Origin of the sequence: Bradyrhizobium sp. Mp27 (assembly GCF_029953005.1) — a bacterium.
Classification (GTDB): domain Bacteria; phylum Pseudomonadota; class Alphaproteobacteria; order Rhizobiales; family Xanthobacteraceae; genus Bradyrhizobium; species Bradyrhizobium barranii.
This window is the reverse complement of record NZ_JASAUS010000013.1, coordinates 33,562-52,130: the sequence shown is the minus strand read 5'-3', so window position 1 is coordinate 52,130 and position 18,569 is coordinate 33,562. Positions and strand designations below refer to the sequence as shown.

At 64.7% G+C, this 18,569-nt stretch carries 16 protein-coding genes; 7 read left to right on the top strand and 9 right to left on the bottom strand.

The features are described from left to right. The first annotated feature begins 35 nt into the window (after positions 1–35). On the top strand, positions 36–914 hold the full coding sequence (locus QJT78_RS10760; RefSeq protein ID WP_038943153.1) for an SUMF1/EgtB/PvdO family nonheme iron enzyme: 879 nt from the start codon (positions 36–38) through the stop codon (positions 912–914). A 248-nt stretch (positions 915–1,162) separates the two neighbouring features. Here QJT78_RS10760 and QJT78_RS10755 read toward each other — a convergent pair whose 3' ends face one another. Continuing rightward, positions 1,163–1,813: a 3-oxoacid CoA-transferase subunit B gene (locus QJT78_RS10755; RefSeq protein ID WP_011089829.1), complete on the bottom strand. Its 651-nt coding sequence runs from the start codon at positions 1,811–1,813 to the stop codon at positions 1,163–1,165. 16 nt (positions 1,814–1,829) lie between these two features. Continuing rightward, entirely contained in the window at positions 1,830–2,537 is a 708-nt protein-coding gene (locus tag QJT78_RS10750; RefSeq protein WP_028151658.1) for a CoA transferase subunit A, read from the bottom strand. Between the two features lie 272 nt (positions 2,538–2,809). On the opposite strand from QJT78_RS10750, the gene QJT78_RS10745 reads away from it, so the two are divergent. The 5 genes from QJT78_RS10745 (at position 2,810) to QJT78_RS10725 (ending at position 9,330) form a co-directional block, all read left to right on the top strand. Further along, entirely contained in the window at positions 2,810–4,699 is a 1,890-nt protein-coding gene (locus QJT78_RS10745; RefSeq protein WP_028151659.1) for an AsmA family protein, read from the top strand. Between the two features lie 208 nt (positions 4,700–4,907). Beyond that, positions 4,908–6,293: an ABC transporter substrate-binding protein gene (locus QJT78_RS10740; protein ID WP_028151660.1), complete on the top strand. Its 1,386-nt coding sequence runs from the start codon at positions 4,908–4,910 to the stop codon at positions 6,291–6,293. Between the two features lie 97 nt (positions 6,294–6,390). Continuing rightward, positions 6,391–7,263, top strand: coding sequence for a sugar ABC transporter permease (locus tag QJT78_RS10735; protein WP_028151661.1), 873 nt, complete (start codon positions 6,391–6,393; stop codon positions 7,261–7,263). Then, positions 7,260–8,126, top strand: coding sequence for a carbohydrate ABC transporter permease (locus QJT78_RS10730; RefSeq protein WP_028151662.1), 867 nt, complete (start codon positions 7,260–7,262; stop codon positions 8,124–8,126). Before QJT78_RS10735 ends, QJT78_RS10730 begins: the two co-directional genes overlap by 4 nt. 211 nt (positions 8,127–8,337) lie before the next feature. Beyond that, a complete protein-coding gene (locus tag QJT78_RS10725) occupies positions 8,338–9,330 on the top strand; it encodes a hypothetical protein (RefSeq protein WP_028151663.1) in 993 nt (330 codons plus the stop codon). Here QJT78_RS10725 and QJT78_RS10720 read toward each other — a convergent pair whose 3' ends face one another. The 6 genes from QJT78_RS10720 to QJT78_RS10695 form a co-directional block, all read right to left on the bottom strand. Beyond that, positions 9,331–9,471, bottom strand: coding sequence for a hypothetical protein (locus QJT78_RS10720; RefSeq protein WP_155257941.1), 141 nt, complete (start codon positions 9,469–9,471; stop codon positions 9,331–9,333). A gap of 13 nt (positions 9,472–9,484) precedes the next feature. Beyond that, a complete protein-coding gene (locus tag QJT78_RS10715) occupies positions 9,485–10,297 on the bottom strand; it encodes an ABC transporter permease subunit (protein ID WP_028151664.1) in 813 nt (270 codons plus the stop codon). A 4-nt stretch (positions 10,298–10,301) separates the two neighbouring features. Beyond that, positions 10,302–11,216 carry an ABC transporter permease gene (locus QJT78_RS10710; protein ID WP_038943156.1) on the bottom strand — a complete coding sequence of 305 codons (915 nt, stop codon included), beginning with the start codon at positions 11,214–11,216 and terminating at the stop codon, positions 10,302–10,304. Then, positions 11,213–12,370, bottom strand: a complete 1,158-nt coding sequence (locus QJT78_RS10705) for an ABC transporter ATP-binding protein (RefSeq protein WP_028151666.1) — start codon at positions 12,368–12,370, stop codon at positions 11,213–11,215. The genes QJT78_RS10710 and QJT78_RS10705 overlap by 4 nt, the downstream gene beginning before the upstream one ends. A gap of 165 nt (positions 12,371–12,535) precedes the next feature. Then, the gene (locus QJT78_RS10700; RefSeq protein ID WP_028151667.1) at positions 12,536–13,996 is read right to left on the bottom strand and encodes a glycerol-3-phosphate dehydrogenase; all 1,461 of its coding nucleotides are present in this window, start codon (positions 13,994–13,996) and stop codon (positions 12,536–12,538) included. Between the two features lie 136 nt (positions 13,997–14,132). Then, positions 14,133–16,820 (bottom strand): EAL domain-containing protein, encoded by a 2,688-nt coding sequence (locus tag QJT78_RS10695; protein ID WP_028151668.1) that lies wholly within the window; start codon positions 16,818–16,820, stop codon positions 14,133–14,135. Between the two features lie 201 nt (positions 16,821–17,021). Here QJT78_RS10695 and QJT78_RS10690 point away from each other — a divergent pair, with 201 nt between their 5' ends. After that, complete coding sequence (locus QJT78_RS10690) at positions 17,022–18,125, top strand: NAD(P)/FAD-dependent oxidoreductase (protein ID WP_028151669.1); 1,104 nt, start codon at positions 17,022–17,024, stop codon at positions 18,123–18,125. Positions 18,126–18,270: 145 nt separating this feature from the next. Here the strand turns inward: QJT78_RS10690 and QJT78_RS10685 are convergent, their stop codons facing one another. Beyond that, positions 18,271–18,453 (bottom strand): DUF465 domain-containing protein, encoded by a 183-nt coding sequence (locus QJT78_RS10685; RefSeq protein WP_008131172.1) that lies wholly within the window; start codon positions 18,451–18,453, stop codon positions 18,271–18,273. Between the last annotated feature and the right edge of the window lie 116 nt (positions 18,454–18,569).

Genomic DNA, 18,569 nt, shown 5'->3' with positions numbered 1-18,569 from the left:
TCATCACCGGCCCCTTCCTTCTTCGGGGGACGACCATGCTGATCGCATTCAAGCTGAAAATGCTGCTCGCCTGCGCCGCCGGGCTCGCAGGGCCGATCGCCGTGGCGCCGCTGGTCTCGGACATGGCGGTCCATGGCCCGGCGACGGAGCCTGCCATCGTCAGGGTCGCGCCGGGCGGTCTCTCCTATCGCGAGGCCGGCGATTTCACCCGCGCGGGGCTGCAGGCCGAAGTGCCGCTGCGCGCGATGCGCTTCAACCGGCCGCTGCACATCATGCGGCACCAGGTCTCGTCATCCGACTATCAGCTTTGCGTGCAGGATGGCGCGTGCCGCGCGCTCGATCGCGGCGTCGCGATCGGGTCCGATCGTCCCGCGGTCCAGGTGAGCTGGCACGATGCGCAGGCCTATGCGGGCTGGCTGTCGCGCAAGACCGGCCGCACCTATCGCCTGCCGAGCGACGCGGAATGGGCCTTTGCAGCCGGCTCCCGGTTCAGGGACGACGGCGCGCCTGTGGACGCAGACGATCCTTCAAAGCGCTGGCTCAGCCGCTACGAGCGTGAATCCGAGCGCGACCTCTCCGACACCACGGCCTATCCATTCGGCAAGTTCGGCGCGAACGAGCATGGAATCGAAGATCTCGCCGGCAATGTCTGGGAATGGACCTCGACCTGCTTCGTGCGCTCGCGCATCGACGCAGCCGGCAATGCCGGCCGCGCGACCGTGAATTGCGGCGTGCGCGTCGCCGAGGGTGCGCACCGCGCCTACGTCACCGACTTCATCCGCGACGCCCGCGCCGGCGGCTGCGCACAGGGCGTGCCGCCCGCCAATCTCGGCTTCCGCCTGGTGCGCGAGGAGCCGTCATGGGTCGCAAGCGTGTCGGCGCGGTGGGGCAAGGTGTGGGCGGCGAGGTCGTAGCGACACGCCGCTGCTGTCATTGCCCGCGAAGGCGGGCAATCCAGTACTCCGAGACGGTTGTGCTGGAATCGATAGGCCGCGGCGTACTGGATGCCCCGCCCCCCGTGCGCAATTGCGCACTAGGCGGGGCATGACAGCGTCAAATGCGGGAGGCGCGAGTGTCAAACAACGCCCCGCCCGGGTTACTCCACAAACCAAAATGGCCGGGACGAAGCCCGGCCATTTCACAATCATTCGCGACTGCTCTCTTACGTGTTCTTCAGCGCGACGCGGAATTCGGCTTCGGTCTTGGCCTTGACCTCGTCGAGCGAGACGCCGTCGGCGAGCTCGATCAGGGCCATGCCACCGTCGCCATGCTTGTCGATGGTGAAGACGGCGAGATCGGTGACGACCATGTCGACAACCCGCTCGCCGGTCAGCGGCAGGTTGCACTTCTTCAGCAGCTTCGAGCCGTCCTTGGCCGAATGCTCCATCACGACGACGACGCGCTTGACGCCGGCGACGAGATCCATCGCGCCGCCCATGCCCTTGACCATCTTGCCGGGGATCATCCAGTTGGCGAGATCGCCGTTCTGGGCCACCTGCATGGCGCCGAGGATCGACAGGTCCATGTGGCCGCCGCGGATCATCCCGAAGGAATCCGCGCTCGAGAAATACGAGGTCGACGGCAGCTCGCTCACGGTCTGCTTGCCGGCATTGATGAGGTCGGCATCCACCTCGTCCTCATAGGGGAACGGGCCCATGCCGAGCATGCCGTTCTCGCTCTGGAGGCTGACATCGACGCCGTCGGGGATGAAGTTCGAGACCAGCGTCGGGATGCCGATTCCGAGATTGACGTAGTAGCCGTCACGCAGTTCCTTGGCGGCGCGCGCAGCCATCTGTTCACGGGTCCAGGCCATGTGAGTCTCCTGACGCTTAAGCGGCGGTGCGCGGGCGGGTGTTGCGGAATTCGATGCGCTTCTTGGCCGTGCCGACCTCGACGATGCGCTTCACGAAGATGCCGGGCGTGTGGATGTGGTCGGGATTGAGTTCACCGGCCGGAACCAGATGCTCGACCTCGGCCACCGTGATCTTGGCGGCGGTCGCCATCATCGGATTAAAGTTGCGCGCGGTCTTGCGGTAGATCAGGTTGCCGGCGGTGTCGCCCTTCCAGGCGTGCACGATGGCGAGGTCGGCAAACAGGCCGCGCTCCATCAGGTACTTCTCGCCGTCGAACTCCTTCACTTCCTTGCCTTCGGCGATCAGCGTGCCGACGCCGGTCTTGGTGTAGAAGGCCGGGATACCGGCGCCGCCGGCGCGGATGCGCTCGGCCAGCGTGCCCTGCGGATTGAATTCGAGTTCCAGCTCGCCGGCCAGGAATTGCTGGGCAAACAGCTTGTTCTCGCCGACATAGGACGAGATCATCTTCTTGATCTGGCGGGTTTCGAGCAGGCGGCTGAGGCCGATGCCGTCGACGCCGGCATTGTTGGAGACGACCGTCAGGCCCTTGACGCCGGATTCGCGGATCGCGTCCGACAGCTCCTCGGCGATGCCGCAGAGGCCGAAGCCGCCCGACATGATCATCATATTGTCTTTCAGAACGCCTTCGAGAGCCGACTTGGCGTCGGGATAGACCTTGTTCATGCAAATAACCTTCGGGTGAACCTTCGGCTGGCAGGCGTCGCGCCTCATTGGCGGCGATTATTAGGCGAAATCCTCCAAAGCCGTCAATGATACGGGGTTCTCCGTTCCGCCCTCCGGTGATAGAAGCTGCCCACGCCGTGGGCAGAACCGTCCGCGGCCTTGAAAGCGACAAGAAAACCCATCAAGTTGCGGGGGTTGGGCGTGGGCACGCAGGTTTCCCGGTCCGCTCTTCTGGCTCCAGCGACCAACCCGATCAGGACATGCCATTGACCATGGCCCAAGGAATGAAGCGCCTCGGGACGCCGATCGCGGCGCTGCTCGGCCTCGCGCTGATCGCCCTGATCGCGACCTCCTGGCTCATCAACCGCGACGCGCTGCGCAAGGCGGTGGAAACGCAGATCCGCGACGTCACCGGGCTCGAGCTCAGCGTGGCAGGCAGCATCGACATTTCGCTGCTGCCGGCGAGCTACATTTCCTTCCATGACGTCGGCCTGAAGGGCGGCGGCACCAGCGATCCCGCGCTCCATGTCGACGTGCTCACCGCCAATCTCCGGCTGCTGCCGCTGCTGCTGCAGCGGTTCGAGATCGCCGACCTGACCCTGCTGCGGCCGCGCATCCATGTCAGCCTGAAGCAGGATGGCGAAAGCAACTGGACGCCCTTCATCCAGACTATTGCGCGCACCATGAAGCCGGGCGCCGAGAACCAGGTGTCGTTCTCCGAGATCAGGATCCAGGACGGTGTGCTCAATTACGAGGACGCCACCACCCACGCCGCCGAGAAGTTCGAGGACATCGACCTGTCGCTGGCCTGGCCCTCGATCTCGCGGTCCTTCGCCGCGACTGGACAATTCGACTGGCGCGGCGAGCGCGTCGACGGCTCGATCAGTTTCGCCGATTTCGTCGCCGCCCTCTCCGGCGACCGCTCCGGACTGAAGGCGCGGATCGCCAGCGCCCCGCTCAAGCTCGCCTTCGACGGCAGCGTCGCCAACCGCACCAGCCCGATGATGGAAGGCACGCTCACCATCGACAGCCCGTCCTTGCGCAACGCGCTGCGCTGGACCGGTCAGCCGCAGCCCGGCAGCGGCGGCTTCGGCCGCTTCGCACTGAAGGCGCGCGCCAATGTCGTCGGCGCCTCGATCGCGCTCACCAACGTCAATGTCGAGCTCGACGGCAACGCTGCCGAGGGCGTGATGACCTACGCCAATAACGGCCGGCAGACGCTGCAAGCGACGCTTGCCGCCGACGCGCTCGACTTCACACCCTATATCTCGACCTTCCGCCTGCTCGCCAGCGGCGCCCGCGACTGGAACAGGCAGCTGTTCGATCTCAACGGGCTTTCGACCACCGACCTCGACATGCGCCTGTCCGCAGCCAGGCTGACAGTCGGGACGTCGAAGCTCGGCCGCACCGCGATCGGCGCCAATCTGCGCAACGGCACGCTGGCGCTCTCGGTCGGCGAAGCTCAGGTCTATGGCGGCATCGCCAAGGGCTCGTTCGGGATCGCGCGCTCCGACACCGTCGCCGACGTCAAGGCGCAATTCCAGTTCACCGATGTCGATCTTCAGGCCTGCGCCTCCGAATTGTTCGGCCTCAACAAGCTGTCCGGCCGCGGCAACATCAACGTCTCGCTGCTGGCCTCCGGCTCCAGCCCGTTCGGCCTCGTGCAGTCGCTCGACGGCACTGCCACCGTGACCGGGCACGACGGTGCGATCTCGGGCTTCAACGCCGAGCAGCTCCTGAAGCGGCTGGAGCGGCGGCCGCTGTCGGGTGGCGGTAATTTCCGCAACGGCTCGACCCCTTATGACACCCTCACCGTCGCGGTGAAATTCTCCGATGGGATCGCGACCGCCGAGGACATCCGCATCGAGGGGCCGGCTGCGAAGATCACGCTGACGGGCACTGCCTCGGTGCCGACGCGCGAATACGACATGAAGGGCGTGGCGAGCCTCAACACGACATCCGGCTTTCAATTGCCCTTCATGGTGCAGGGTCCCTGGGACGATCCGCTGATCTTCCCCGACCCCGAAAGCCTGATCCGCCAGTCGCCTGCGGCGTCCCCCTTCCTGGACCTCCTGAAGCGGCGCATCACCGGCGAGAAACACCCTGCGCCGCCAGATTCGCCGACGGCCGAGAACGCCAAGGACAACGCGAAGTCCAACTGAGGACGGCGATCGTCCGGCGCTGCCGGACCATCGCGAATTGATCCGGCCGAATTGATGCGGCGATTGGATCGATGCGCGGATTAAGCATCTCCGCTGGCCCGACACCCCACGACCTAGGTCTGACAAGAAGCCGCTAGATCGGCTGACGGCCATGCGCTAGTGTTTTATACGACCGGTTAAAAACACCGGCCGTTTGAGGGAGAAAAACGTGAGATCCAAGGTTATTGGCGCAGTTTCATTGGCGGTCGCTGCGGTTGGGCTTTTTGCGGCCACTGCACCCGCCTTTGCGCAGCAGAAGACGATCACGGTCTGGTGGGGCAAGGGCTTCTATCGGTCCGAAGACGACGCGCTGATCGAGACGATCAAGAAGTTCGAAGCCAAGACCGGCATCAAGGTCGAATTGTCGCAGTACGCGATCCAGGACATGATTCCGAAGACGGTCGCCGCGCTCGATGCCGGCACCGTGCCCGATGTCGCCTATTCCGATTCCTACGACGTGCAGGCGCAGGGCAAGTGGGCCTATGAGGGCAAGCTCGAGGACCTCACGGACGTCATGGAGCCGATCAAGGGCCGGTTCGTGCAGAACACCCTGGACGCGTCGATCCTCTATAACGACGTCACCAAGAAGAAGGCCTATTACGGCTTCCCGCTGAAGCAGCAGAGCATGCATGTCGAGATCTGGAACGACATGCTGGAGAAGGCCGGCTTCAAGCTGAGCGACATTCCGACCGACTGGGCGGGCTACTGGACGTTCTGGTGCGACAAGGTGCAGCCGGGGATCCGCAAAGCCACCGGCCAGCGCATCTACGGCGTCGGCCAGCCGATGGGCGTGGAATCCACCGACGCTTTCCAGTCGTTCTACACCTTCATGGACGCCTACCACGTCAAGCTGGTCGACGACGATGGCAAGCTCCTGGTCGACGATCCCAAGGTGCGCGAGAATCTGATCAGCGCGCTGAAGGATTACACCGACACCTATATCAAGGGCTGCACGCCGCCCTCCTCCACAACCTGGAAGGACCCCGACAACAACGTCGCCTTCCACAACAAGACCATCGTGATGACCCACAACTTCACGATCTCGATCGCGGCGAAGTGGTTCGAGGACTCGCAGAACCAGGCGCTCACGCAGGAGCAGCGCGACGCTGGCAAGAAGGCCTATGAGCAGGACATCGTCACGGCGTCCTTCCCGAAGGCGCCCGACGGTTCGACCATCCGCTACCGCTCCGACGTCAAGACCGGGCTGGTGTTCACTGCGGCCAAGAACAAGGCCGAGGCCAAGCAGTTCATCAGCTTCCTGCTCCAGGAAGAGAATGTTCGCCCCTATATCGAGGGCGCGCTCGGCCGCTGGTTCCCGGTGACCAAGGAAAGCCAGGCCAGCCCGTTCTGGCAGGCCGACAAGCATCGCAAGGCGGTCTACGCCCAGTTCACCGGCGGCACCGCCGCGTTCGACTTCACCAAGAACTGGAAGTTCACGATCCTCAACAACGAGAACGTCTGGGCCAAGGCGATGAACCGGGTCGTCAGCGAAAAGGTCCCGGTCGACAAGGCCGTCGACGAGTTGATCGTCCGCATCAAGCAGGTTGCAGGCTAAATCTTCTTTCTTCCTCTCCCCGCTGGCGCGGGGAGAGGCGAAACGCTAATACCGGCCGCCTCGTGCGGCCGGAAGTCCTTTCAAAGAGTCCTGAAGAATGGCGATTACGCTCTCTGGCGATCAGTCGATGCCCGCTCCGCCCTTGTCGTCGCGGCTGACCCCGGCGCAGGTCTGGGGCATCGTGCTGCTCGCGCCCTATCTGCTCGTCTTCCTCGCCTTCGTCGTCTACCCCGTCTGCTACGGGCTGTGGCTGGCGCGGGCGCCGTCGAATTATGTCGCGCTGTTTCACGATCCGATCTTCGCGCGCGCCGCGGTCAACACGCTGATCTTCCTGGTCATCGGCATCAACATCAAGATGCTGATCGCGTTGTTCCTGTCCGGCTTCTTCGCGCAGCAGCGCACCTGGATCAAATGGCTCTCGGTAATCTTCATCCTGCCCTGGGCGGTGCCGTCGATCCCGACCATCCTGTCGGTGCGCTTCATGTTCAATCCCGAATGGGGCGTGGTCAACCACCTCATCTTCTCCCTCACCGGCGATGACGGCCCGAACTGGCTGAACGACCCCGCCGTGGCGCTGAGCATGGCCATCGGCGTGCACATCTGGAAATCACTGCCGTTCTGGACGCTGATCCTGATCACCGGACGCCTTGCGATCGCGCACGATCTGTTCGAGGCCGCCGAGGTCGATGGCGCGAGCTGGTGGCAGAAATTCCGCTACATCACCTGGCCGTCGATGCAGACGCTCTACATCACCTGCACGCTGCTCTCGATGATCTGGACGCTCGGCGATTTCAACAGCGTCTATCTGCTCACCGGCGGTGGCCCGGCTGACCTCACGCACGTGCTGGCGACGCTCGGTATCCGCTATCTCCGGCTCGACCAACTCTCGCTTGCGATGGCCTCCATCGTCTGCGCGATGCCGTTCGTCCTGCCGCTCGTGTACTTTATGATGAAACGGTTGTCGCGATGAAGCTTCCCGGCGTAAGCGAATTTTCCTGGCGCGACGTCGCGATCGAAGCGCGGCTGCTGCTGATCGGTATTCCCGTCTTCCTGTGGACGATGATTCCGATCTACCACATGTTCCTGTTCGCGATCTCCCCGAAGGAGGACGCGTTCTCGGGCAAGCTGTGGCCGGATCACCCGACGCTCCACAACTTCGAGATCGTGTTCAAGCAGCAGCACTACTTCCTGCGCGACTTCTACATCCAGTTCTGGAACTCGACGGTGATCGCAGTCTCCGTCGGCGTGCTGACGCTGTTCATCGCCACCGCCGCGGCGTTCGCGATCTCGCGATTGAAGGTGCCGGGCGGCCGCACCGTGTTGAACCTCGCGCTCTTCACCTATTTCATCCCCGCGGCGTTCCTCGCCGTGCCGATGTACCGCACCATGGGCAATTACGGCCTGCTCAACAATCACTGGTCGCTGATCCTGGCCATGGTGACGATCGCCAGCCCCTACGCGATCTGGGTGCTCAAGCAGGCCTCCGACAAGCTGCCGGTCGAGCTGGACGAGGCCGCGGTGATGGATGGCGCCACGACGCTCCAGATCTTCCGCCTGGTCTATCTGCCGCTGATGATGCCCTCGCTGGTCGCGATCGGCACCTATGCGGTGCTGCTCGCCTGGAACGAGTATCTCTACGCGTTCCTGCTTCTGTCCAACGACCGCGAGATCACCCTCCCCGTCGCGCTCGGCAACTTCCTCGCTGCCGACGATTCGCCCTGGGAGCTGTTGATGACCACCGGCTTCATTTACGCGCTGCCGCCGGCCGCGGTCTATTACGCCTTCCGCCGCTACATGGTGGGCGGGCTCACGGCAGGCGCGGTGAAGTCCTGACAATCGAGAGCCTCGTTCCGATGGAATCGGAACGGGGCTCTCGATTCCCGCTTTGACGCGTTTTCCTTACGCGAACCGGTATCCACTTCGCTCGAAAACGCTCCGCGACGCGTCGCGTCGCCGCAAGCAGGGCGTTCGAGCGACGACGTGGACAATTGCGGGTTGTCCACGCCTGCTCTAACCTCGCAGCCCTGTCACGGGGCACGTCACCATGCGCGGCAACGACGCGATCCATCTCGGCCTGATGCTGCTGGCGTTCGCGGCGTCCTATCTGGTGCCATTTGAGCTGCTGCTGCTGGCCTATGTCGTGCTCGGCCCGGCGCACTACTTCACCGAGATCTCGTGGCTGCACGATCGCAGCTATTATCTGCCCCACCGCGGGATCGCGGCGGTGCTCGCGATCGTCGCCGTGGTCGCGGTGCTGATCGACAACGCCTCGTGGTTCGGCCTTGCGATGTGGGGCGCGCTGGTCGTCTGCGCCATGCTGGCAGCCACCACCTCCGCGATCGAGAGCATGCTGCTGTTCATGGTGGCGATCGCCCTGTCCGCGATCATGTATTCGAGCGGATCGTCGCTTGCGGTCATCGGCATCCTGATTCCGACCCTGATCCACGTCTCGCTGTTCACGCTGATCTTCATGGTGCTCGGCGCGCATCGGTCGGGCAGCCGCGTGCAGGCTGCGCTGGTGGTCGTCTATCTGCTTGCGGTCGCCACGATCCTGTTGCTGCCGCCAACGGCCGAAATCCGGATCTCGAGCTTTGCCCGGGTCGGGCAGGACTATTTCGGCAATGTCGGTCCGGCGCTGGGCCGGCTGTTCGGAGTCCCCGGCCTCGTCCTCGACACCCGGCTGACGAGCCTGCTCGCTTTCGTCTACACCTACCACTACCTCAACTGGTTCATCAAAGCCGACGTCATCCGCTGGACTGAGGTGCCCAAGGCGCGGCTGGCGGCGATGGCCGCCGCAAGCGCCGCCTCCACCGCGCTGTACTTCTACGACTACGCTTTCGGCTTCACCTTCCTGCTGGCGCTGAGCCTGATTCACATCCTGCTCGAGTTTCCGCTCGACAGCCTCGCGCTGCGGCAGCTCGGTGCCGCGATGCAGGGCGCGGTGCGCGCGCGATACGCGGGGCCCATCGCGGCCTCCGCGACGCGGTCGCGTCCTACGGGCACCAAGGCCGCGAAACGCACAACCCGGTCACGCTGATCATCTCTCGGCGCTCTTGCGTCGATACGCGACCAGCAGGGCGATCGTCGAGCCGATGAAGTAGCCGGCGGTCGCGCCCGAGATGGCGCGGCCGGCGACGATCGCCAGCGCGCGGTCGCCCGCATGGTAGGCGAATGTCATGATTGCTCCGAGCCTACAGCGGCGCCGCGCTCTCGCCCTGCGAGCTCGACAGTTTCGAGGCAAGCGAGGCGATGACGATGACCACCGCGATCAGGGCGATCACCAGCGTGCAGATCGCGTTGATCTCGGGCTTCACGCCGAGCCGCACCTCCGAATAGATCCGGATTGGCAGCGTCGCCGAGCCCGGGCCGGTGGTGAAACTCGCGATCACGAGATCGTCGAGCGACAGCGTGAAGGCCAGCATCCAGCCCGCCACGATCGCGGGCGCGATCAGCGGCAGCGTCACGGCGACGAAGGCGCGAACCGGGTTGCAGCCGAGATCCATCGCCGCCTCCTCCAGCGAACGGTCGAGCGAGCCGAGGCGGGACTGCACGACCACCGCGACGAAGCACATCGTCAGCGTGGTGTGGGCGATCGTCACCGTCCAGAAGCCGCGCTCGGCGTTGAGCGCGACGAACAGCAGCAGCAGCGACAATCCGGTGATCACCTCCGGCATCACCAGCGGCGCGTAGAGCATGCCGGAGAACAGCGTGCGGCCGCGAAAGCGCTCGCCGCGCGACAGCGCAACGGCCGCGAGCGTGCCGAGCAGCGTGGCGATGGTCGCGGAGGAGACCGCGACCCGCAGGCTCATCCAGGCCGCCTCGATCATGGCGCGGTCGTTGAAGAACTCGTGGTACCAGCGCAGCGACCAGCCGCCCCACACCGTCACCAGCCGCGAGGCATTGAAGGAGTAGATGACGAGGATGAGGATCGGCAGATAGAGGAATGCCAGGCCCAATGCGAGCGAGGCGATGTTGAAGCGGGACAGGCGGGAGACCTTGCGCATCGCTTCAGCGCCCCTGTTCCAGCTGCCGCTTCTGCAGGCGTTCGTACAGCAGCAGCGGCACCAGCAGCACCACCAGCAGCACGATCGCCGCAGCGGAGGCAACCGGCCAGTCCTTGTTGGTGAAGAATTCGAGCCACAGGGTCTGGCCGATCATCAGCGAATTGGAGCCGGCCAGAAGGTCCGGGATCACGAACTCGCCCACGATGGGGATGAAGCACAGCAGCACGCCGGCCCCGACGCCGGGCAGCGACAGCGGAAAGGTGACGAGCCAGAACACCTGCCAGGGCGGCGCGCCGAGATCAGAGGCCGCCTCCTCCAGCACCGGCTCCATTTTCGCGAGCGTGGCGTAGAGCGGCAGGATCATGAACGGCAGATAGGAATAGACGATGCCGATATACATCGCGGTGTCGGTCGAGAGCCACACCACCGGCTGGCTGACCAGATGCAGCGCGAGCAGGATCTGGTTCAGCAGGCCGTCATGCTGGAGGATGTTGATCCAGGCATAGATGCGGATCAGGAACGAGGTCCAGAACGGCACGATCACCAGCACCATCGCCACCGCCTGCCAGCGCTTCGGCAACCGCGCCATGCCGTAGGCGATGGGATAGCCGATCACGAGCAACAGCGCAGTCGCGGTGACGGCGACGGTGAGGCTGCGCGCATAGGCGAACACATAGATGTCGTCTGAGGCGAGCAGCTTGAAATTGTCGATCGACAGCGCAGAGAACGCTGCCTTGAGCGCCTCCCATCCCGCCATCAGGTCGAACACCGGCTCGTAGGGCGGTTGCGCGATCGCCGTCTGCGACAGGCTGATCTTGAGCACGAAGCCGAACGGCACCAGGAAGAACAGCAGCATCCAGACATAGGGCGCGATCGCGGCAAAGCGCGCCGGCCTTGCGAAGATGCGGCGCGAGCTCATGATTGCAGCACCACGCAGTCGTCGGGCGTGAACCAGGCGACGACATGCTGGTTCAGGCTGTAGGCGTCGACGTCGAGGCGCGCGCTGTTGGGGACCGACGCCTGCACGATTCCGCCGGCATCGAGCTTCACCTTGTAGGTGGTGGTGCCGCCGAGATAGCAGATGTCGGCGACCACGCCGTCCAGGCTGTTGATCGCCGTCTCACGACCGGCCTCGCTGACCGGACCGCGGCGCGACAGCTTGACCTTCTCGGGGCGGATCGCGACCGACAGTTTTCCCGCGCCGACGCCTTCGCGCGGCTCGGCCACCACCAGCGCACCTGCACCACGCGTGCCGATGATCAGACGATGACCGTCGCGCAATTTGGACTCGCCGTCGAACAGATTGATGTCGCCGACGAACTCCGCGATCCAGCGCGAGCGCGGCGCCTCGTAGAGTTCGCGGGGGCTCGCGACCTGGGCGAGCTTGCCGGCCTTCATCACGCCGATCCGGCTCGCCATCGTCATGGCTTCCTCCTGATCGTGGGTGACGATGATGAAGGTCATGCCGAGCCGACGCTGCAGCTCCATCAGCTCGCCCTGCGTGCTCTCGCGCAGCTTCTTGTCGAGCGCCGCCAGCGGCTCGTCGAGCAGGAGAAGCTGCGGCCGGCGCGCCAATGCACGCGCCAGCGCCACACGCTGACGCTGACCGCCGGAGAGCTGGTCGGGCTTGCGCTTCTCCAGCCCCTCGAGCTTCACCAGCGCGATCATTTCCGCCACGCGCGTGGCGATGTCGGCGCGCGCCATGCCGGCCCGCTTCAGGCCGAACGCGATGTTGTCGCGCACGGAGAGATGCGGAAACAGCGCGTAGTTCTGGAACATCATGTTGATCGGGCGTTCATGCGGCAGCGCCTGCGCGATGTCCCGGCCGCCGAGCAGGATGCGCCCCTCGTCCGGCGCCTCGAACCCGGCGAGCATGCGCAGCAGCGTGGTCTTGCCGCAGCCACTGGGCCCGAGCAGCGCAAAGAACTCGCCGGAATTGATGTCGAGCGACACGCCGTCCACGGCCCGGAACGTACCGAACGTCTTGGCGACGCCCTCGATGCGCAACAGCGGCTGCCCCGCCGCAGGAAGTGCATCCGCGCCGGCGCCTATCTTGGGCAATTCGTCCGTCATGGTCCCTGCCAACCCCGATTCCGCCGCACGCTAGCGGCCGATCGTCCGCAGCTCAACCGGTTCAGGGGTAACTTCCACTGCAGTCCCGTAGCCCGGATGGAGCGCAAGCGTAATCCGGGACGGTGGTGAGACTGGATTGCGCTACGCTCCATCCGGGCTACGCCACTAGCTCACATCCGCCATGAACGCGGCCAGCGCGTCGCGATCCGCCGCGGGCATCGTCAGGCCGAGCTTGGAACGCCGCCACAGAATATCCTCGGGAAAACGCGCCCATTCGCGGGTCATCAGATAGCGCACCTCGGCGCCGGTCAGTTCGGGGCCGAAGGCGGGGCCGAGCTCGTCGCGGGTCTTCGCCTCGCCGAGCACGGCCGGCAAGCGCGAGCCGTAGGCCGCGACCAGACGCTGGGCCTGCGGCTCCGACAGAAAGCGCCAGCGGTCGCGGGCGAGGTCGACTTCGGTGTCGAAACGGTCCCAGGCAAAGTCTCCGCCGGGCAACGCTGCGCCAGCCGTCCAGGGCGGCGACATCGGATAGAACGGCGTCAGCCTCGTCACGGCCCGCTCGGCGCGCAGGCGCGAGGTGGTGACGTCGCCGCCGAACATCGTGATCAGCGGCGCCTTGCGCCGGCGCGCGTGGAACAGCGTCGTCCCGTCGCGCCGCCGCACGGACGCCAGCGTCAGGTTGACGCCAGAGACCGCGCGCACCACGTCGGCGGGCGCGACGCGCTCACGGAAATAGCGGCTGGCCGCCTCGCAGAGATAGCTGACGTCGGTCCCAGACATCGCCACGATCGCGGGATCACCGGTGAAATCACGCGTGACCGTGCCGATCAGCGTGAAATCGCGCTCAAAGGGGCTCGCGAAGATCAGCCGCCCATCGCTGTTCTGGAAGACGTAGACGTTATCGGACTCGAACAGCCTGGGCACGATGATCTGGTTCATCTGCATGGCCGCCATGGCGGGCTGCGGCTGGCGCAGCACGGTTTCTGCGACGATCGACGTCCAGCCGCCGCTGGCATTGGCCAGCGCCCGGGCCGTGAGCACGCGGCGATGGCCACGATCGACCACCGCGAGGCGCCATGTGTCGGTTCGATCGGCGCGGGCACAGCGAGCCCCGGTCCGGATCGCAGCGCCACGTTCGGCGGCGTCCAGCGCCGTCAGCACCACCAGGCGGGAATCATCGACGACGCAGTCCGAATATTCGAAAGCCGTTCCGAACGGGCGCTTCAGCGCGTTGCCGACCGGATGATGCGTGATGTCGAGGGTGGTCGCGGCAGGCAGGCCGCTCCGACCGGTGAGGCCGTCATAGAGGTACAAGCCGGCGCGCAGCAGCCACGGTGGACGCTCCTCGGAATGGGCCGGGATCACGAAACGCATCGGCCGGACCAGATGCGGCGCGATGGCAAGCCAGGTCCGGCGCTCGGCCAAAGCCCGGCGCACCCGCCAAAAACCGCGACGTTCCAGCACCGACAGATCGCCATGGATCAGCCGCGGCGTCGCGGATGACGCCGCGCCACCGAGATCGCCCTGTTCCAGCAGAATGACCCGCAGGCCACGGCCGGCCGCATCGCGGGCGAGGCTGACCCCGTTCAGGCCGCCGCCGATGATCGCAAGGTCGTAATCCGCCATGAAGCCGTCGAATGGGAGCTAGCGCCCGCCATCACTAGAGCCATTTCCATTCCGATGAAATCGGAACGGGGCTTTGGATTCTTGTTTTGACGTGTTTTCTTTGCGCGAGCCGGTATCCACTTGGCTCGAAAACGCTCTAGCCAGTCTTGAGCGCAAGCTCCAAGGTCTCGGCGCGGCCGACGAGGCCGGCATATTTGCCGATCGGCAGCGGCTTGCCGAGCAGGTAGCCTTGCACGCCGTCGCAGCCCTCCTTGGCAAGAAAGACGAGCTGATCGAGGGTCTCGACGCCCTCGGCGATGATCGACATTTCGAGGCCGTGGCCGAGATCGATCACGGCGCGGACGATAGCCGCCGATTGCGGGTTGCGGCCGAGATTCATGATGAAGGCGCGATCGATCTTGATCTTGTCGAACGGGAACGCCTGGAGATAGCTCAGCGAAGAGTAACCGCTGCCGAAATCGTCCATGGAGATGCGCACGCCGAGCGCCTTCAGCCGGCGCAGCAGTGCAAGGCCGCGATCAAAATCCTCGATCAGCACGCCCTCGGTGATTTCCAGCTCGAGCCGGCCGGGTGCGAGGCCTGTCTCGATCAGGATTGAATGGACCAGCCCGACCACGTCGCCGTGCATGAACTGCGCCGGCGACAGGTTGACCGCCACCTGGAGCGGCTTCGGCCAGGACGCCGCCTCGCGGCAGGCCTCGCGCAGGATCCACTCGCCCATCTCGACGATCAGGCCGCTCTCCTCCGCGATCGGGATGAACTCGGCCGGCGAGACCTGACCGCGCACCGGATGCTGCCAGCGCGCCAGCGCTTCGAAGCCGATAATCTCGCTCTCGGCGACGCTGTGGCGCGCGATGCCCTGCGGCTGGAACGCGAGCGACAATTCGCCGTTCTTGATCGCTTTCGACAGGTCCTGGTGCAGCACGCGGCGGTCGCGGATCTGCTGGTCCATCTCCGGCTGGTAAAGGCCGATCGTGCCGCGCGACTTCTGCTTGGCGCGGAACAGCGCCGCGCCGGCATTGGCCAGCAGCGATGCGCCGTCGGCACCATTATGCGGGAAGATCGACATGCCGGTGGTGACGCCGGCGCGGACCGCCCGGCCGTCGATCTGGAATTCCTGGGCAACGGCCTCGCCGAGCTGCTGCGCCAGCGCAAGGCCCGCCTCCGGCTGCTTGCCGTCGATGATCAGGCCGAACTCGTCGCCGGACAGGCGCGCCACCACGCCGCCGCGCGCGGAATCCTGAAGCCGCTGGGCCACCTCGATCAACAGCTTGTCGCCGAGCGCATGACCGAAGACGTCGTTGACCTCCTTGAGGCCGTCGAGGTCGAGGCAGAGCACGGCGAACTCCTCGCTGGTGCCTTCGCAGGCCTCGATCATCTGGGTCAGCGCCTGAAGGAAGGCGGCGCGGTTCGGCAGATCGGTGAGGCCGTCGTGATAGGCCATGTGCGCCATGCGCGACTCGGTCTGCCGGCGATCGGTGACGTCTTCGTGGGTCTTGATCAGATATTGCGGCTCGCCGGCATCGCTGAGCACGGTCGCCCGCCGGGTCAGGAACAGCCGCAGGCCGTCCTTGGTGGAGATCGGGTGCTCCTCGGTGATCATCCCGCGCTTCTTGATCGCGGCCTCGTCGCGCGCGATGATCAGCTTGGCTTCCTTGGGATTGAAGATGTCGGAGGCGGTCAGGCCCGTGGCCTCTTCGCGCCGGCGGTTGAGGATCGTCTCCGCGCTGCGATTGGCGAGCAAATAGCGGCCGTCCTTGACCTGCTCCACGATCAGCGCCACCGGAATGTTGTCGACCACGAGCTCCAGGAACTTCTTCGTGCTCTCCAGCTCTTGCGACAGCGAGCGGCGGTCGGTGATATCCTCGAACACGAGCATCAGGAATTCGGGCTTGTTGCTCTCGTCGCGGACCACGATCCGGATCGAGGCAACCATGCGCCGTTCACCGGCGCGGTCGACCTCGAATTCATTGCGGAACTGGCCGTCCGGCGAATTCAGGGCCGCCTTGTCGGCCGCCTCGATGCTGGCCGCCGAGATGGGCGCGAAGAGCTCACGCGCATTCTTGCCGACGGCGTGGTCGCGCGAGAACCCCCAGAACCGTTCATAGGCGCTGTTGGCGAAGATGTAGCGACCGTCCTCGATGTTCTTCGCGGCGACGCAGGCCGGCACGTGGTCCAACACGGTTTCCAGGAATTGCTTGGTGGAGGCGAGCTGCCGTGACAGCTTGCGCTGATCGCTGACGTCCAGATGCGTCGCGACCGAGCCGCCGTTCGGCAACACGAAATATTTCACCAGGATGGCGCGGCCATCAGGCAGTTCGGTGATCAGGCCGTTGGGGCTCGCCGCCTTCTCGTAGAACTCATCGTCGGAGACACCGCCGAGGACGTCGCGCTTGCGCCTGAGTTCGAGGATGTCGTAGCCGGTCATCCCGGTCCACAGATCCGAGCGCGCCAAGCCGTAGATCTCGAGATAGCGGTCGTTGCAGAACATGATGCGTCGTTGCGCATCCGTCATCACCACGCCCTGGTTGAGATTGTTCATGGCGGAGGAGACGAAGGCGTTGCGCCGCAGCTGCAAGCGCTTGGTGCGGCGCAGCGAGGAATGGATCCACAGCGCGATGGCGGCCAGGAACGCACAGACGACGATGCCGCCAATCAGCGCTTCCCAGATCAAATTGGGATCGAGCTTGCCGAGATAGCTCGGCGGCGCGAAACTGTCCGAAAGCGCGAAGGCGCGCGCGGGCGCGACCGCGCTGCCCAGGCACACGACGGCCTGCACAGCAATCGGAAGCGTGCTGCCCACGTGCCAGTTCTTCTCAGCCATCAGCCACCCGCGATTTCAACGTCGGATTGTCTGGCTTCACGGGTTTGGATCGGGTAAACGCCTGTACGCGCAACAGAAAATGTGACGCCAAATACGGCAATTGCCCTGACATGATAAATGCTTCCTTAATGGAAAACGGCCCGGTGCCGTGGTTCTCAGGCCTGATGCCACCGATGCTTTCAACGGACACACTGCACAACCATGGATAAGGTCGACTGCGTCGTCATCGGAGCCGGCGTGGTCGGGCTCGCGGTGGCTCGAAAGCTTGCCCAGGCCGGGCGCGAGGTGATCGTGCTCGAGGAAGCCGAGGCCATCGGCACCATCACCTCCTCGCGCAACAGCGAGGTGATCCATGCCGGGATCTATTACCGCGCCGGCAGCTGGATGGCGCGCATGTGCGTCGGCGGCAAGCATGCGCTGTACCGCTACTGCGGCGAGCGCGGCATCCCGCACAAGAACTGCGGCAAGCTGATCGTCGCGACCAGCGCCAAGGAGACCGAGAAGCTGCAATCGATCAAGGCGCATGCCGAGGCCAATGGCGTGCTCGACATGCAGCTGCTCACGGGCGAAGCCGCGCGCGCGCTGGAGCCGGCGCTCGCCTGCGATGCCGCGCTGCTCTCGCCATCGACCGGCATCATCGACAGCCACGCCTACATGCTCTCGCTGCGCGGCGAGGCCGAGGCGGCCGGCGCCGCCTTTGCGTTTCACACCCCGCTGGTCCGCGCCAAGGCAGCCGGCGATGTGATCGAGATCGAGGCTGGCGGCGAAGCGCCGATGACGCTGCAATGCGGCCTGCTCGTCAACGCCGCCGGGCTCTCGGCGACAACGGTCGCACGCCACATCGACGGCATGCCGATCGACCGGATTCCACCGGCCTATCTCGCCAAGGGAAACTATTTCAGCTGCAACGCCAGGGCACCGTTCTCGCACCTGATCTATCCGGTGCCCGAGCCTGGTGGGCTCGGCGTACATCTGACGCTGGACATGGCCGGGCAGGCACGCTTCGGCCCCGACGTCGAGTGGATCGAGACGATCAATTACGAGGTCGATCCATCACGCGCCGAGCGCTTCTATCCGGCGATCCGGAAATACTGGCCGACGCTGCCCGACGGCGCGCTGATGCCGAGCTATTCAGGCATTCGCCCGAAGATCGTGCCGCCGGCGGTGGCCACGCAGGATTTTCTGATGCAGGGCCCGCGCGATCACGGCGTCGAAGGCCTGATCAACCTGTTCGGCATCGAATCGCCGGGACTGACGTCGTCGCTCGCGATCGCGGATCACGTCGCCGAGCTCGCAAACATCTAGAGCGTTTTCGCACGAAGTGGATACCGGCTAGCATAAAGAACGCCGCGCAAATAGCTTTGCACGGCGCGCACCTTCCGGCAGGGATGAGCAATAGCTCTCACCCCTGCGTGAAGGGTAGATTCAATTCTACGCTGTTACGGGGTTACTAGTGGAGCGTGTCGCCGGTGTGCTTCAAACGCTCGATCTGGTCCTTGACCATCAACTTACGTCGCTTCAACTCAACAATTTGCAGGTCGTCTGTTGAAAGGTGCACGAGAGCTTCGTGCAATTCGTTTTCGAGCGTTTTGTGCTTCCGTTCCAATTCAACCAGATGTGCCTGAATTGTCATTCGAAACCTCCTCGGTAGGGGGAAACCTTGGATTCGATCCGGACGAGCAAGTGTACATCACCGATTCATTCTGTCGATAAGTATCCGTCGTCGCAGCGTCATTTTTGAAAATTCAT

Excerpts from the sequence above, each read along its gene's own strand:
- QJT78_RS10760 (WP_038943153.1), top strand. The coding sequence starts at position 36 with ATGCTGATCGCATTCAAGCTGAAAATGCTGCTCGCCTGCGCCGCCGGG.
- QJT78_RS10755 (WP_011089829.1), bottom strand. The coding sequence starts at position 1,813 with ATGGCCTGGACCCGTGAACAGATGGCTGCGCGCGCCGCCAAGGAACTG.
- QJT78_RS10750 (WP_028151658.1), bottom strand. The coding sequence starts at position 2,537 with ATGAACAAGGTCTATCCCGACGCCAAGTCGGCTCTCGAAGGCGTTCTG.
- QJT78_RS10745 (WP_028151659.1), top strand. The coding sequence starts at position 2,810 with ATGGCCCAAGGAATGAAGCGCCTCGGGACGCCGATCGCGGCGCTGCTC.
- QJT78_RS10735 (WP_028151661.1), top strand. The coding sequence starts at position 6,391 with ATGGCGATTACGCTCTCTGGCGATCAGTCGATGCCCGCTCCGCCCTTG.
- QJT78_RS10730 (WP_028151662.1), top strand. The coding sequence starts at position 7,260 with ATGAAGCTTCCCGGCGTAAGCGAATTTTCCTGGCGCGACGTCGCGATC.
- QJT78_RS10725 (WP_028151663.1), top strand. The coding sequence starts at position 8,338 with ATGCGCGGCAACGACGCGATCCATCTCGGCCTGATGCTGCTGGCGTTC.
- QJT78_RS10720 (WP_155257941.1), bottom strand. The coding sequence starts at position 9,471 with ATGACATTCGCCTACCATGCGGGCGACCGCGCGCTGGCGATCGTCGCC.
- QJT78_RS10715 (WP_028151664.1), bottom strand. The coding sequence starts at position 10,297 with ATGCGCAAGGTCTCCCGCCTGTCCCGCTTCAACATCGCCTCGCTCGCA.
- QJT78_RS10710 (WP_038943156.1), bottom strand. The coding sequence starts at position 11,216 with ATGAGCTCGCGCCGCATCTTCGCAAGGCCGGCGCGCTTTGCCGCGATC.
- QJT78_RS10705 (WP_028151666.1), bottom strand. The coding sequence starts at position 12,370 with ATGACGGACGAATTGCCCAAGATAGGCGCCGGCGCGGATGCACTTCCT.
- QJT78_RS10700 (WP_028151667.1), bottom strand. The coding sequence starts at position 13,996 with ATGGCGGATTACGACCTTGCGATCATCGGCGGCGGCCTGAACGGGGTC.
- QJT78_RS10695 (WP_028151668.1), bottom strand. The coding sequence starts at position 16,820 with ATGGCTGAGAAGAACTGGCACGTGGGCAGCACGCTTCCGATTGCTGTG.
- QJT78_RS10690 (WP_028151669.1), top strand. The coding sequence starts at position 17,022 with ATGGATAAGGTCGACTGCGTCGTCATCGGAGCCGGCGTGGTCGGGCTC.
- QJT78_RS10685 (WP_008131172.1), bottom strand. The coding sequence starts at position 18,453 with ATGACAATTCAGGCACATCTGGTTGAATTGGAACGGAAGCACAAAACG.